The sequence below is a fragment of the Pseudomonas sp. AC083 genome, assembly GCF_979253165.1.
Genome location: NZ_CEEDDH010000013.1, coordinates 134,176 through 149,418, shown reverse-complemented (window position 1 = coordinate 149,418; position 15,243 = coordinate 134,176). Strand labels below are relative to the sequence as shown.

General features: G+C 61.3%; 13 protein-coding genes. 12 read left to right on the top strand and 1 reads right to left on the bottom strand.

The annotated features are described in order from the left end of the window. Window positions 1-80 precede the first annotated feature (80 nt). The gene (locus AC0IXA_RS19090) at window positions 81-1,025 is read left to right on the top strand and encodes a LysR family transcriptional regulator (RefSeq protein WP_471814333.1); all 945 of its coding nucleotides are present in this window, start codon (window positions 81-83) and stop codon (window positions 1,023-1,025) included. Beyond that, window positions 1,022-2,041, top strand: a complete 1,020-nt coding sequence (locus tag AC0IXA_RS19085; RefSeq protein WP_471814332.1) for an AraC family transcriptional regulator — start codon at window positions 1,022-1,024, stop codon at window positions 2,039-2,041. Before AC0IXA_RS19090 ends, AC0IXA_RS19085 begins: the two co-directional genes overlap by 4 nt. Before the next feature lie 114 nt (window positions 2,042-2,155). Here AC0IXA_RS19085 and AC0IXA_RS19080 read toward each other — a convergent pair whose 3' ends face one another. Beyond that, the gene (locus AC0IXA_RS19080; protein WP_471814331.1) at window positions 2,156-3,853 is read right to left on the bottom strand and encodes a sulfatase-like hydrolase/transferase; all 1,698 of its coding nucleotides are present in this window, start codon (window positions 3,851-3,853) and stop codon (window positions 2,156-2,158) included. Window positions 3,854-4,241: 388 nt separating this feature from the next. Here AC0IXA_RS19080 and AC0IXA_RS19075 point away from each other — a divergent pair, with 388 nt between their 5' ends. The 10 genes from AC0IXA_RS19075 to AC0IXA_RS19030 are packed head-to-tail and all read left to right on the top strand — an operon-like array spanning window position 4,242 to window position 15,232. Then, entirely contained in the window at window positions 4,242-5,594 is a 1,353-nt protein-coding gene (locus tag AC0IXA_RS19075; RefSeq protein WP_016774103.1) for a UDP-glucose dehydrogenase family protein, read from the top strand. Then, window positions 5,591-6,625: an NAD-dependent epimerase gene (locus tag AC0IXA_RS19070; protein ID WP_471814330.1), complete on the top strand. Its 1,035-nt coding sequence runs from the start codon at window positions 5,591-5,593 to the stop codon at window positions 6,623-6,625. The genes AC0IXA_RS19075 and AC0IXA_RS19070 overlap by 4 nt, the downstream gene beginning before the upstream one ends. Window positions 6,626-6,639: 14 nt before the next feature. After that, entirely contained in the window at window positions 6,640-7,386 is a 747-nt protein-coding gene (locus tag AC0IXA_RS19065) for a sugar transferase (protein ID WP_016774101.1), read from the top strand. Further along, the gene (locus tag AC0IXA_RS19060) at window positions 7,386-8,033 is read left to right on the top strand and encodes a CpsD/CapB family tyrosine-protein kinase (RefSeq protein WP_024012451.1); all 648 of its coding nucleotides are present in this window, start codon (window positions 7,386-7,388) and stop codon (window positions 8,031-8,033) included. Before AC0IXA_RS19065 ends, AC0IXA_RS19060 begins: the two co-directional genes overlap by 1 nt. A gap of 21 nt (window positions 8,034-8,054) precedes the next feature. Next, entirely contained in the window at window positions 8,055-9,077 is a 1,023-nt protein-coding gene (locus AC0IXA_RS19055) for a polysaccharide biosynthesis/export family protein (RefSeq protein ID WP_471814329.1), read from the top strand. Between the two features lie 16 nt (window positions 9,078-9,093). Then, entirely contained in the window at window positions 9,094-10,686 is a 1,593-nt protein-coding gene (locus tag AC0IXA_RS19050) for a GumC family protein (protein WP_471814328.1), read from the top strand. Then, window positions 10,683-11,774: a glycosyltransferase family 4 protein gene (locus tag AC0IXA_RS19045; protein WP_471814327.1), complete on the top strand. Its 1,092-nt coding sequence runs from the start codon at window positions 10,683-10,685 to the stop codon at window positions 11,772-11,774. The genes AC0IXA_RS19050 and AC0IXA_RS19045 overlap by 4 nt, the downstream gene beginning before the upstream one ends. After that, window positions 11,771-13,138 (top strand): O-antigen ligase family protein, encoded by a 1,368-nt coding sequence (locus tag AC0IXA_RS19040; protein ID WP_341637894.1) that lies wholly within the window; start codon window positions 11,771-11,773, stop codon window positions 13,136-13,138. The genes AC0IXA_RS19045 and AC0IXA_RS19040 overlap by 4 nt, the downstream gene beginning before the upstream one ends. Further along, window positions 13,135-14,103, top strand: a complete 969-nt coding sequence (locus tag AC0IXA_RS19035; RefSeq protein ID WP_341637895.1) for a glycosyltransferase — start codon at window positions 13,135-13,137, stop codon at window positions 14,101-14,103. Before AC0IXA_RS19040 ends, AC0IXA_RS19035 begins: the two co-directional genes overlap by 4 nt. Next, window positions 14,096-15,232: a glycosyltransferase gene (locus AC0IXA_RS19030; RefSeq protein ID WP_471814326.1), complete on the top strand. Its 1,137-nt coding sequence runs from the start codon at window positions 14,096-14,098 to the stop codon at window positions 15,230-15,232. The genes AC0IXA_RS19035 and AC0IXA_RS19030 overlap by 8 nt, the downstream gene beginning before the upstream one ends. Window positions 15,233-15,243 lie beyond the last annotated feature (11 nt).

The following is a 15,243-nucleotide window of genomic DNA, read 5'->3' as shown; positions in this document are numbered from 1 at the left end:
GAACAGGCGTGTACTTATGCCAGCGGACGTGCTATCGATCCAATGCATTAAAAGTATCCGCAAAATGCAGGAGACGCATGATGGATCTTCGCCAGCTTCGCCACTTGGTCGCCCTCGCTGATTACCGCAACTTCGGGCGCGCCGCCGAGGCGATCAACCTCAGTCAACCGGCGTTCAGCCGCAGCATCCAGACTCTGGAGCGCGACCTTGACTGCGAGCTGGTCGAGCGCAGCAGCCGCGAATTTCGCCTGACCGGGCAAGGCCAACTGGTGCTGCAACATGCGCGGCGCCTGCTCGCTGGCAGTCAGGCGCTGCACAACGAATTGACGCAATACAACGGCCTCACCGGCGGCGAACTGCAATTCGGTTGCGGTCCGTATCCGGCGCAGGTGCTGGTGCCGGAAGCGCTGGCCGACTTCATTGATGCGCATCCGGCGATTCGCACGCGGTTTCATCAGGGCGACTGGCAGCAATTGACGCTGTGGTTGCGCGAGCAGCAGATCGAGTTTTTCGTCGCGGACGCGCGGCACTTTGTCAGCGATCCGCAGTACCAGGTGCACCTGCTGCGCACGCGGCCGGGACGGTTTTTCTGTCGCGCCGGCCATCCGCTCCTCGCGCAACGAGACCTGCGATTGCGCGCCCTGCTCGATTACCCGATCGTCGGCACGCGCATTCCACCGATGATCCGCAAGGTGCTCGCCGATATCCTCGGTGAGCAGGACTTCACCCCGAGCGTCGAGTGCGCACAATTTGACGCGATCCAGCGCGTAGTGCTGCGCTCCGACGCGGTGGGGCTGGCAACGCTGGAGGCCTTGCGTGAACAACTTGATCGCGGCCTGATCGAGCTGCTCGACTTTGTCGACGTCGCGCATGAAGAGCCGGCGCTGCAACTGGGTTATGGCATCGTCAGCCGCGCCGGTTTTACCCTGACGCCAGCAGCGCGGGCGATGATCGAGGCGATCCTCAGCGTCGATCAGCGTTTGCTGGCGGCTAACGGAGCGACGGGAGACGCGTGCACAACATGAGCAAAACCCATCCGCAATCCGTCAACGCTTTTTACGCGCCGACCCTGCTGCCGGCCATTGAAGAATTGCTCGCGCGCGGCATTAGCCAAGGCGCAATCGAAGCACAACTGCGCCGCAGCCTGTTCGATCTGCGCACGCCGTTCACGCGCATGCCGCTGCTGATGTCGCGGCGCTTCTGGGCGTTTGCCGTGGAACAGAGCGGCGATCCACTGATCGGTCTGGCGGCGGGTGAACGCTTCGTTTCGACGGCCACCAATGGACTGACCTATCTGTTCGATGTCGCCGTGTCGCTGGAACGTGCCTGTAAGTTTTTCGCCGAGTACTTTGCGTTTTTCAATGGACACTTCCGTGTGCAGATCCTGAGTGAAGATGGCGGCGTAACACTGCGTCTGGTCGAAGCCGGCCGTCTTGGTGCTCCGGCGGCGCTGACCGATTACATCCTTGTCAGCCTGTGCAGTCTGGTGCGGCGCAAGTTGCTGGCCAGCGGCGTGAATCGTGATCCGGTGCTGGGTGTGGCAGTGGTATCGACAAGCCGCGAGCAGCATCAATCGGCATTGCGCACCCCGGTGAGCGCAGAGCAATCATGCGCGGCGATTCATCTGGATCCTCAGCTGTTCGTGATGCCGTTGACACCGGGCAATCCGGGATTGGAAACAACGCTTGTCGATCTGCTGGAACAGACCCGCCGCCACAGTGAATCGACCTTGCTCGGACAGCTCAGCGATTTTCTGATCGAGGATCTGGCTTCAGCGGATTGGCAGCAGTTCTGTGCTACGCAGCATGTGCTTGAGCGCACGGCGGCAAGGCGTTTGAAGGCGTTGGGCTGGACTTTCAGCGAACTGCTTGATGAGCATCGGCGCTATCGTGCCGAGGACCTGTTGCAGTCCGGGGCGCTGGAGCTGGTCGAAGTGGCGGATCGGTTGGGTTACAGCGATGTGCAGGGATTCAACCGGGCTTTCGCGCGCTGGCTGGGCTGCGCGCCTGGGGAGTATCGGGCGCGGTTCAACAAGGGTTGAGACTGTCGCAGCCTGTCCCGACTTGTTCGCGAGCAGGCTCGCTCCCACCTTGGAATGCAATCCCCTGTGGGAGCGAGCCTGCTCGCGAAGAGGCCCGCCCGAGCAATCAAAAACTCACTGCCCCGAAGCCACACTCGCCGGCGCCCGCTCAGGGGTAACGATGCTGCCCAGATCAATATGCTTCCACTCAGGCTTGGCCCCCAACCGCGCATTGAAGCGGTAGTTGAACGTGAACTCATCCGCCGTCGGCACGCTCAGCGGTTTGCCATACACCGCTTCGATTGCGCCCAAGTCGTAGCCCATCACCTGCAACAGTGTCGGGAAGATGTTGTAGTGGCTGGAGCGGTCCTTGTTTGCCGGCAGATTCGCCGCCCAGTCCGGCGTCTGCAATCCACGGCCCTGGATCACCACCAGCGGCACCAGCCCTTCCTCTTCCACCGGGTCGCCGCCGCAATGGGTATTCAAGCCCGGATTGCCGCGCTCGTGCAGATCCTGGCCATGATCGGAGGTGTAGATCAGCAGCGCATTGTTCAGGTTGGCCTGGGCAAACACCCTGGCGAAGAACTCGCCGACGTTCCACAACAGCGTGTTCTTGTAGGCGTTGCGATACAGCACCCAGTCATCCGGCTGGCCGTTGAAACCGGTGCGTTCGCCAGTGTCGGCGACTTCAGTGAACTGTCCGCGGGGCAGCGTCGGCCGGTAAGCCATGAACGCATCAGGGTATTTATCATGCACCGGAAAATGCGCGCCGACCTTGTTGATCACGATCAACTCGGGGCGATCGTCGTTGAGCAGTTCAATCAGCTTCGCCGCTGCCGCCATGTCGCGGTCGCGCACGCTGGTCTGGTCGAATTGCACGAAACTGTCGATGTCGTTTTTTTCGGCGGCGGTCATCAGGTTCTGCAGGTTGCCGGCGGTGCGCTGGGCGTCGATGTAGACCGTGCCGAGCCCGGCCTTTTTCGCGTACTGCCAGATCGACGGCAACGTGCTGTTGATGCGTCTGTAGTCGGCGCGGGTGCCGCCGTAGCGCAAGGTGACATTGGTGTCGGCGCTGCAATTGGCAATGGAGGCGGCGTAGCCAAAGTTGAAGACATCGACCCCGGCCGGTGCTTGCTTGAGGTTGCTGTGCACGCCGAACGGCGCGTTGATGTCGAGGTAATTGCCGGAAATGCTTTCGTCGATGATCAGCACGATGTCGTGGCCGACGGCGGGCGTGGCGCGCGCAAGCGTCACCGCTTCACGGGGGCCAACGGTATCGTGCAGCGCCTCGTAGGCAAACAGATTCAGGTAGGCCAGCGGCGTGTACATGATCGGCAACCCACGTGCGCCCTCACCCGCTCGTAGAAACAACAATCCGCTGAGCATCAATACGCCGACGAGGGGCGCCGCGACCCGCAACGTGTTGGGTATGAACAGCGCATGACGCGGCTTGAGTCCGATGCCGAACAACAGCAGCAAGCCACTGAGCACCGCGCGCAGGATCGCATCGCGATACTGATAGGCCGCTTCCTGAATGAAGCCGCCGGAGTACACCAGCGAGACAAAATCGCTGTACCTCAGGTAATCCGCGGTAACCCGTGTATAAACATCAAAAAAAACTGCTGCGGCAAACATTGTTAATGCGAATGCATGTCGAACGAGAGCCTGACGTATATAGGCAGTTAGATATAACGCAAAAGTAAGCGCCAAAAACATCGCGCCAAAAACAAGTACATTCAAACCCCACCCGATAGCATTTAACCGATCCAGGTAGTAGTCGGAAAAGAGCAATAGATAGGTAACTAAAAGCAGTTCCTTGGCGTATTTGAACATTGCGATACCGGCCGTCCGAAATGGGAGGTTGTCAAAGCTTTGTCGGTCAGATCCTGACACTAGCACCCGGCCATCAAAGCGCAAGAAATGACTGATAGGCGGGGAAAGCGTCAAAAAAACGGTGACTCAAATCTGACACATCTGTAGCGATTAAAGCCTTTGATTTCGGGGACTTAGACCGTCTGTCGGTTAAATAAAATCTGAACAAATCTGCAGGAAAACAACAAATTCAATCGCAGCAATGACTTGATGGCCAATCGCCAAAAACGCCTCAAGTGTTATACCTGCGCAACATGTCATTTTGCTGACACGCTTTCCAAACCCTGCGCTATACCCCTTAACAATCTCATTCCGTAGTTAACTTTTCTGGTTTTATTGAGGTGCGCAGATGGACGTGAGCGTATTTGGCACTGGCTATGTCGGACTTATACAAGCCGCTGCACTTGCCGATGTCGGCCATCGGGTTTTATGCATTGATATTGATCCGAACAAGATCAAACAACTGCAACAAGCGGTGCCGCCCATCAGTGAACCAGGCCTGTCCGCAACACTTGAAGAAAACATCAAGGCCGGGCGCTTGTTGTTCAGCACCCAGGCCAGTGATGCGGTGACTCACGCCGAGCTGATTTTCATCGCCGTCGGCACCCCGGCGGACGAAGACGGCTCTGCCGACCTCAGCCATGTGCTCAACGTCGCCCGGCAAATTGCCGGCCTGATGGAAGCCGATCGCACGTTGATCATCAAATCCACGGTGCCGGTCGGGACTGCCGATCAAGTCCTGGCCACGGCCACCAGCGAATTGCTGTTGCGCGGCAAAACCGAGCTGCAGGTGCGCGTGGTATCCAATCCGGAATTTCTCAAGGAAGGCAGCGCCCTCGCCGACTGCATGCGCCCGGACCGGATCATCATCGGCACCCGCGATGACGCTGCCCGCGAGCAGATGAGCGAGCTGTACGCGCCGTTCTGCCGCAACCACGAAAAACTGATGTTCATGGACAACCGCAGCGCCGAGCTGACCAAGTACGCGGCCAACGCGATGCTCGCCACCCGCATCAGTTTCATGAACGAACTGGCCAACCTCACCGAACTGCTCGGCGCCGACATCGAAGCGGTGCGCAAAGGCATCGGCTCCGACCCGCGCATCGGCTACCACTTCATTTATCCGGGCTGCGGCTTCGGTGGCTCGTGCTTTCCCAAGGATCTGCGGGCCTTGCTGCACACCGCCGAACACAACGGCATGCCGTTGAAATTGCTGCGCAGCGTTACCGACGTCAACGACAGCCAACGGCACATCCTGTTCAGCAAATTGCGCGCGCAGTTTCCCCAAGGCCTGGCCGGCAAATCCATTGCGGTCTGGGGCCTGGCGTTCAAACCGAACACCGACGACATGCGCGAAGCCCCGAGCCGTTATCTGATGGACGCGTTGTGGGCCGAAGGCGCCAGCGTGCAGGCCTACGATCCGGAAGCCATGTCCGAGTGCCGGCGCATCTACGGCTACCGCAACGACCTGCATCTGTGCGCGACCCGCGACGATACCCTCGAAGACGCCGATGCGCTGGTGATCTGCACCGAGTGGAAAAACTTTCGCGTGGTCGATTTCGAGTTGCTCGCCGAGAAGCTGCGTTCGAAGGTGATCATCGATGGGCGCAACCTGTACAACCCGGAACAGGTTGCCGCCGCCGGCCTGCATTACAGCGGCATCGGTCTGCGCCACATCGCCCCTGAAGGGCTGCGGCCATGAAGATTCTGGTGACCGGTGCCGCCGGTTTCATTGGTGCCCATTGCGTCCTGCGCTTGCTGCGTGACGGGCATTCGGTGGTCGGCCTGGACAATTTCAACCACTACTACGACCCGCAGCTCAAGCACGACCGCGTGCAGTGGGTGCGCGAGCAGGTTGGCGATTTTCCGCTGGCCACGGTGGATCTGGCCCACGCTTCGGCGATCGACGCATTGTTTGCCCGCGAGCAGCCGCAAGTGGTGATCCACCTCGCCGCGCAGGCCGGGGTGCGTTATTCGCTGGACAATCCACGGGCGTATCTGGACAGCAACCTCAACGGTTTCCTGAACATCCTCGAGAGCTGCCGGCATCACCCGGTCGAGCACTTGATCTATGCCTCGTCGAGTTCGGTGTACGGCGCCAATCAGCACACGCCTTACTCGGTCAAGGATGGCGTCAACCATCCGCTGTCGCTGTACGCCGCGACCAAGAAAGCCAATGAACTAATGGCGCACAGCTACAGCCATCTGTTCGGCATTCCCTGCACCGGCCTGCGTTTTTTCACCGTGTACGGGCCTTGGGGCCGGCCGGACATGTCGCCGATCCAGTTCGCCCGGGCGATCAGCGAAGGCGAGCCGCTGAAGCTGTTCAATTACGGCGAGCACCAGCGCGACTTCACCTACATCGACGACATCATCGAAAGCGTCGCACGCCTCATCAATCAGCCACCGCAAGCCAACCCGCAGTGGGATCGCGAACAGCCCGACCCGGCCAGCAGCATGGCGCCGTGGCGACTGTTCAACATCGGCGGGCAGCAGCCGGTCGCGCTGAAAACCTACCTCGCGCTGATGGAAAAACATCTCGATCAGCAAGCCATTGTCGAACTGCTGCCACTGCAACCGGGCGACGTGCTCAACACCTGCGCCGAGGCCAGCGATCTGGCCCAGGCCACCGGATTCCAGCCCCGGATAGAACTGGATGAAGGACTGGGCCGCTTCATCGCCTGGTTCCGCGACTACTACCCCACTGCCCGTGCGCCGCTTGCGGCTGATTGAATGCGGAGGACGCCATGACTGGACATGAAAGAAGTGTGTCGATTGCACAGATGCGCCCTGACAAGCGCGTCGACCCGGAACATCGCATGCGCCTCGACGCGGCGATCCACCGTCAGGGTCGCGGCTGGCTCAGCGGCCGTGATGGTGGCCGCCCATGGCAGCTGTCGCGGACCAACCGGGTGGTCGCCTGCCTCGGCGCGCTGACGATTCTCGTGCTGATCTCGCCGGTGCTGTTAGGCCTGGCCCTGGCCATCAAGCTCACCAGCCCGGGGCCGGTGCTGTTCGTGCAGAAACGCACCGGTTATCGCGGGCGCAAGTTCGGCATGTTCAAGTTCCGCACCATGGTCAGCAACGCCGAAGAACTCAAAGAGTCGCTGCGCCACCTGAACAAGCACGGGGCAGACGCCATCGACTTCAAGATCGACAAGGACCCGCGCGTCACCGGCATCGGCAGTTTTCTGCGGCGCACCAGCCTCGATGAGCTGCCCAATCTGATCAACGTAGTGACCGGCGACATGCGCCTGGTCGGCCCTCGCCCGACCTCGTTCAACGCCTACCGCTACAAGGACAATCATCTCGCGCGTCTGGCGATCTACCCCGGCATGACCGGTCTGTGGCAGATCTCCGGACGCAGCAACATCGACTTCGACCAGCGCGTTGAGTTGGACCTCAGCTACATCGCCGAGCAGAGCCTTCTGCTTGATCTGAAGATTCTGTTGAAAACCCCCTTCAAAGTATTCAGCGGCCACGGAGCAAGCTAATGGACGGTTCAACCAATAAAAGCCTGAGCATCGCCAGCCCCAGCGAATCGAATCTGACTTCGACCGTGCTGGATCTCGATCTGCGCATTCTGTTCCTGACCGCCGCCAACCCCGGCGCCGGCACCACCACCAGCGCGCTGGCACTGGCCAGTCAACTGGCGCAGATGAGCAGTGGCCAGGTGCTGCTGGTCGACGCCAGCCAGTCGGCGAACAACCTCACCCAGCAGATGAACCTCGGCAAGGAGCGCGGCCTGCGCGACCTGCTGTTCAACCCGGGCAACCCGCCGCTGTTGCAGGACTGCGTGGTGCAGGTCTCGAGCCTGCCCTTCCATGTGCTGCCCAACGGCCGGCCGATCCGCACGCTGGAGCACCTGACCGCCGAGCGCCTGAGCCCGTTGCTCGACCAGTTGGGCAGCCAGTACCGCTTTGTGGTGATCGACGGCGACGCGGTGTATTCCGCCGCCGACACCCTGGTCATCAGCACTCAGGTCGACGGCGTGGTGTTTGTCGTGCGCGCCGAAGACACCCGCTGGGAAGTCGCCCAGGCCGCTGTGCAACGCCTGACTCAGGCCGGGGCGAAAGTGGTCGGCAGCGTGTTCAACCGGCGCAAGTACTACATGCCCAAATGGCTTTACAAAAACCTGTAAGCGAACGCAAAGGATGACGCCATGAACGCCAGAATGCTTCTCCTGCTGTTGCTGCCGCTTGCGGGCTGCACCAGCACTTCCGAGACCCGCAACATGCCGGTGAATATCCTCACCGCGACACCGGCCAACGCCCAGGCCACCGACATGCCGCGGGTCGAACAGACCCTGCGCCCGAAAGACGTGCTGGACGTGATCTTTCACATCAGCACCAGCGGTTCGGACGCTTACCGCGTGCAGTCAGGTGACCAGATCGGCCTGAATTTCACCGCCGCCAGTCAGCTCAACGGCACGCAACTGGTGCTGCCCGACGGCACTATCGAACTGCCGGGCGCCAACACCTCGGTGAAAATCGCCGGGCTGACCAGCGAAGAAGCCCGTCAGGAAATCCAGCGTGCGTATGAGCGCAAGCAATTGTTCCAGCCCAACCGCAATCAGCTCTCGGTACAGATTCTCAGCCCGCTGAGCAACGAGCAGAACCTCAAAAGCGCGTTGAATCATCCGGCCACCGGCATGAGCCGCGAGATCACCGTCGGCACCGATGGCTACGCGAGTTTTCCGGAAATCGGCGCTGTGCCGCTGCAAGGCATGACCGTCAATCAGCTGGAAACCTTCCTCAACCAGAGATACGCGCAACTGCCGGGGCGAATGACCGTGGACGTGCTGCTCAAGTCCACCGCCGGCAACGAGATCTACGTGCTCGGCGAAGTCGCTCAGCCAGGCTCCTACCCGATCCGCCGGCCGGTGTCAGTGCTTGAGGCGCTGACCCTGGCGCGCGGTACCAACGTCAAGGCGCGGCTGGATTCGGTGGTGATCATGCGGCGCAACGGCAATCAGGTGCAGGCGATGAACTACGACGTCGAGAAAGCACTGTCCGGTGACGCGCCACAAATCGCCTATCTGCAGCCGGACGACATGCTCTACGTGCCAAAAACCAAACTGGCCAGCGCCGGCGAACTCGCCCGCCAACTGGCCGATGTGGTGCTGTTCCAGGGCGTCGGTTTCAGCTTCGGCTACCGCGTCGACAACAAAGGCAGTGACAACTGACTCTCAGGTGACCGACATGAACCCAAAAGAAAATTACCTGCACGAGTTCTTCAGGATTTTCTTCGCCAACAAGCAAACGGTGAAGCGCATCTTCCTGACCTTTGCAGTGATCGCCCTGCTCCTGCCGTTGCTGCTCAAACAGAGCTTCGATATCACCGCGCAGGTCATCGTGCAGTCGAAAAAGCTGTCTCAGGGCGATGCGACCACCTCGCTGACCCAGGACAGCGCCACCTTCATTCCGCCATCGCTGGCGGACATGGAAACCGAAAGCAACATCCTCCGTTCGCCGGCGCTGATCCGTCAGACCATCAGCGAACTGCGCGACAAGGGTCAGTACAACCCGCCGCCGGGGGTGCTCAGCAAACTGGCTGGCGAGCCGTTCAAGCGTTACGTCAGCACGCCACTGCGCGAATACGTGGTCAATCCGCTGCGTGATGCGCTGGGCATGCAAACCGATCCGGTGCGCGACACGGTACTGGACGGCTTGACCCAGGAGGCCATTGACAATCTGAAGATCGAAACCCTGCCGGGTTCCAACGTGATCTCGATCGTCTACAGCTTCCCCGATCCGGCCCAGGGCACAACGTTTGTTGCCGCGTTGCTGCAGAACTACTTGGTCGATCGTCAGGCGTTGCAATCGATCGAGCTGCCGCACTCGTTCTACGAGACCAAGAAGCATCAGTATCAGGTGCGGCTCGATGGTCTAGAAGGCGCGCGGCTGAGCCTGCTGGAAAGCGTCGGTTCTTCCGACCCGAAAGAGGAAATCACCTTTCGCCTCAACGCGATCAACACCGAAGAGCAGGCACTCAACCTGTATCGCGATCGCTTGCTGCAAAGTCAGCGCTGGCTTGATTACCTGAAAACCAGCCTGGCCGCCGCCAACACCAACAAGCTCAACGACTACACCTTCCCGTTCACCTTCACCACAACGGTGGACAACATTGCCTTCGAGGACCGCGAGATCAGGCAGATGGGCGAGGCGCTGACCACTCAGGTCAGCCGCTATATGAATGACCTGGCGGTATTCCAGCCTGGCAGCGAGCCGATGTTGCTGGCCCGCGAGCAAATTGCCCGCACCCGCCAACAGTTCCTCAAAGTGGTCAACAACCGCATTCAGGAACGCACGATCGATCTGTCGGTGGTGAGCCAGGTCATCGAGCAGAAAACCGCGCGCATTGCCGAGTTCAAGAATCGCATCCATCAGTTGCAGCAGACCCAAAGCAAGCTGCGTCAGATGGACACCGAGATCGGCGCGTTGCACGCAGCGTTTTCCACCTATGCGCAACGCTTTGCCGAAAGCAGCACGACACGCGCTTTGGACAATGACTTGTCCAATGCCCGGGTGTTGAGTCCACCGTATGAACCGACCGAGGCGGCCTTTCCCAAGCCGATGCTGATCATTCCATTCGGGCTGTTCACCGGGCTTCTGCTGGCAATAGCGTTCGTCTACGTGCGTGAGTTCTTCGACCATCGCTTCAAGCATCCGGCGCAAATCAGCCATGAACTGGGCGTGCCAGTGTTGCTGGTGCTCAACGAGGAAACGTCGCAGCCGGGCAATCCGCACAAGAACTGGACCATGCCAAGCCTGGTTCACTGGGTGCGCAATTGAACGCGGTGTCCACCCCAATCGTCGCCCTGCCGATCATTCACTTGCTCAGCAGCGGCGGCCTCTACGGGGCCGAGCGGATGTTGCTGGATCATTGCCTGGCCACGCCGGGGCAGCACCAGGTGCTGTTTCTCGACGCGCCGCCAGAATTGATCTCGCGCTTTCGCGAGGCCGGGGTGGACGCTCGCGCTTGTGCCGGGCTCGGCGAATTGCTGCGGCACTTGCGTCAGCGCCGTGGCGACAAGCCGTTGCTCAACACCCACAACTTCAAAGGGCTGCTGTTCGGCTGGGTCGGCGCCTCGCTGTTGCGCCTGCCGCTGGTGATCACCCAGCACGGCTTCACGCCGCGCAGTCGCAAGCAGAAGTTCTACACCTGGCTGAGCCTGCAACTGTGCCGCACGGCGTCGGTGAAACGGGTGGTTTGCGTGGCGCAGAGCATCGCCACGCTGCATCTGAAGGCCAGCGTGAGCGCGGAGAAGTTGCAGGTGATTCCCAACGGTTTGCCAGCGGCGCCAGCGATGCCGCCGCTGGCAGAGCGGCAACGCTGGCTGGCCGGTTACGTCGGGCGGTTGAGCAGTGAAAAAGGCCCGGATCTGTTTCTCGATGCGCTGATTGCGTTGTGTCACCAGCATCCGCAACTGGACGCGGTGATGCTCGGTGACGGACCGGAACGCGAGGCCTTGCAGGCGCGCATCGACGCTGCCGGCTTGCAGCAGCGGATTCGCCTGCCGGGCTACCAGACGGCGATGCAAGGCTGGTGGCAGCAACTCGATGCGCTGGTGATCAGCTCGCGCACCGAGGGCACGCCGATGATTCTGCTCGAAGCGATGCAGGCCGGCGTGCCGGTGGTGGCGTTCGCGGTCGGCGGTATTCCGGATGTCTTGCAGGATCGCCACAACGGCCTGCTCGCGGCGCCGACGGATACCGCCGCCCTCGCCCGCCAGCTCGACACACTGCTGGCCGAACCGAAGCTGGCCGCGCAGTTGCGCGACAACGCCAGACGCACCCAACAGGAACGCTACGACCTCAAGGCTTTGGCCGAACGCTGGTCGCAGCTGTACATCAACACGGCACGGGAGACACGCGCATGATTTTCCCGCTCTCGATCGTCAGTCTGTTCGCTCTGGTCAGCCTCGGTTTGCTGGCCAGCCCCTGGCCGTATCTGGCACCGGGGGCGGTTATTGGTCTGGTCGGTTTCACCGTTCTGTACCGCAAGCCGACCTGGGGCCTGCTCGGCATTGCCGCGCTGGTGCCGTTCGAAGGTTTCTTCAAGGACAGCTCGGTGTCAGGCAGCAAGTTGATCGGTGCCTCGCTGGCGGTGATCGTGATGCTGCAACTGGCGCTGCACCAGATCCCGTCGCAACGCCTGCGCAGCAACCTGTGGCGCTACCTGATCGGTTTCATGGCGCTGTACCTGCTGAGCCTGTTCGCCAGCGACAATCTGGGCATGTCGCAGACTCATCTGCGTGAACTGAGCGTGGGCCTGGTCCTGTTCGTGATCACCCTGTTGATCGGGCGTGAATTGAATCTGGATCTGTTTGCCCGACTGGTCACGCTCAGTGTCAGCGCGACCTGCGCGATGGCGATGTTTTCCAGCCGATTCCAGGACAAGGGCCGCGCCGCCGGCCTGCTCGAAGACCCGAATGCCTTTGCCCTGCTGATCGCTTTCGCCGTGCCGCTGGGCCTGCTGCTGGTGATTCGCAGCCCAAACCTGCTGCACCGTTTATTTTGGGCTGGTTGCTGTCTGTTGCTGCTCGGCGGCATGACCAAAACCGAGTCGCGCTCAGGGCTGGTGGTACTGGCGTTGAGTCTGGCAATCGGGGTCTGGCACTACCGCCAGCAGTTGACCCGCATTCGTCCACGGCATTTCGGCTTCGCCATGCTCGGTGCTGCGATCATCCTGCCCTTGGCGATCTATGCGATGCCGGCCGGTTATCTGGCACGCATTCAGTCGCTGAGCATCCTCAGCGCCGGGGCCAAGGCCCAGGACGAATCCCTCGGCCGTCGCGCCTCGTACATTGTCGTTGGCAGCCAGATCATCCGCGAGCATCCGTTGCTCGGCTCCGGCCCCGGCACCTTCCCGCTGCACTACGCGACCACCGGTTATGCCAAGGCGTTCTCGGCCAACCGCAAGATCGGCGACCTGTATCGTCGGGCGCATAACACTTATCTGGAGATCTTCAGCGAACTGGGGATTCCCGCCGGCCTGCTGTTTGTCGGCATGCTGGTACAGGGTTTCTACAACCTGATCCGCGCACGACGCACGTGGCTGCAACGGCGCGAGTGGCAGCACGCAGGCATGGTTACCCATCTGGGCATGAGCTTTCTGTCGTTAACGTTGTTCCTGATGTTCCTTAGTGCGCCGAACCTGAAATACCTGTGGATCATGCTGGCGCTGACCTGGGTGCTGCGCCTGAAAGCCGAGCAGGCAGCGCTGCCGGAGGCCAAAGCATGAGCCGGATCAGCATCGTCATTCCGATGTTCAACGAAGCCCGGCACATCGGCCGAACGCTGCTGGCCGCCAGCAAGGCCGCGCACGCAGCCGACATCGACTGTGAACTGATCGTCGTCGACAACGGCTCCACCGACGAAGGTCCGCAGATTGCCCGCGCATTCGGCGCGCAGGTTCTGCTACTGCCCGGCCTGCTGATCGGCGCCTTGCGCAATCGTGGCGCAACGGTTGCCCGTGGTGAATGGCTGGCGTTCATTGATGCCGATATCGAGATGCCGGAAGACTGGCTGAAGCAGATGTTGGCTTTGGCTGCGGGCGACCAGGGCGACGTCTTCGGCCTCGACCTGCACACCCCTGCTGCCGCGCCATGGTTCGCCGCCGCGTGGCAGCGCCGCTCTTTGCGCCCGTCGGGTGGCGCCACGCGCACTGTGCAATGGCTGCCCAGTGCCAACCTGCTGATGCGCAAGCAGTGGTTCGACAAGGTCGGCGGATTCAACGAAACCCTGCGCACCGGCGAGGACAAGGAATACACCCTGCGTCTGCACAGACACGGTGCTCGTCTGCTGTCGGTCAATACCAGCGTCGCTCTGCATTGGGGCTACGAAATGACCTGGCGCGAATGGATCGGCAAGGAACTGTGGCGTCAGGGCAGTCACCTGCAACTGCTCCGCGCCCACGGCATGAGCCTGCGTCTGCTGAGGTTTCCGCTGCTCTCGTTACTGGTGTGGCTGCTTGATGCTCTGGCGATTCTTGCGTTGCTGGGCGGCTACGCGCAGCAGGCGTTGCTGCTGCTGATGGCGGGCCTGCTGCCCAGTCTGCTGCTCAGCCTGCGGCAAAGCATTCGCCAGCATAACCTCAGCCTGACCTTGCAGCTCTGGGGCCTGCACTGGGTGCGCCTGCACTTGGCAAGCGCAGCATTGATTCTCGGTCTGTGTCATTGGAATGCAAGGAGGCCTGCCCGTGGCTGAACTCATTTTTTGCCTGTGCCTGCTGCTGCCGGCGTACGCCTACGTCGGCTATCCGCTGCTGCTGACCTTGCTCGCGCCGCTGTTTCCGGCCTGGCGACATGCTCCCGCACCGCCGCTGAACGTCAGCATCGTGATTGCCGCGCACAACGAGGCACGCCATATCGAGCACAAGCTGCGCACGCTGCTGGCTCAGGACTATCAGCCGGCCGCGTTGCAGATCATTCTGGCCAGCGACGGTTCGACCGATGACACCGTGGCTTGCGCGCACAAAGTGATTGATCCGCGCATCACCGTGCTCGACCTGCCGCGCCAGGGCAAAGCCGCCACGCTGAATGCCGGCGCCGCCCTGAGCAGCGGCGACATTCTGGTGTTCACCGATGCCGACAACCAGTGGTCGCGCGACACCCTCGGCCACTTGCTCGCGCCGTTGAGCGATCCGCAGGTCGGCGCCTGCGCGGGGCACATGGTGATCCCGGTTACCGGTGGCGGGCTGAGCATCGGCGACAGCCTGTATCGGCATTACGAAGGCTGGTTGCGCCGGGTCGAGAATCGCACCGGCTGCATGGTCTCCGCCGACGGCGCCCTGCTCGCCCTGCGTCGCGAGTTGTTCCAGACCGTGCCGGCCGAGGTCAACGATGATTTCTTCATCAGTACCTGCGCACCGGTGGCGCATAAACGCATCGTCTACGTGCCCGAGGCGCAGGTGATCGATCAGGGTGTCGACGAAGCGGACAAGCAGTGGCGCCGCCGCCAGCGGGTCACCGTCGGGGGCCTGCAGAGCCTGGCGCAACGCCGTGAACTGCTCAACCCCTTCAAGCACGGCCTGTATTCGATCGCGTTGATCAGCCACAAACTGATTCGTCGACTGGCGCCAGTACTGTTGCTGCCGCTGCTGCTGAGCAATTTCTGGCTGTGGAACCAGCACGGTTTCTATCGCCTGAGCCTGATCGCGCAATTGATCGGCTACTCGATTGCCATCGCAGGCCTGCTGGATTCGCAACACCGTTTACCGAAACCGTTCCGCCTCGCGGCCTTCCTGCTGGTGACGCTGGCAGGCATGAGCGTCGGCCTGTGGCAGTTCCTGCGCGGGCAACGGTACGCACAGTGGAATCCTGACCAGAATCGTTGAGAGGGCGCATC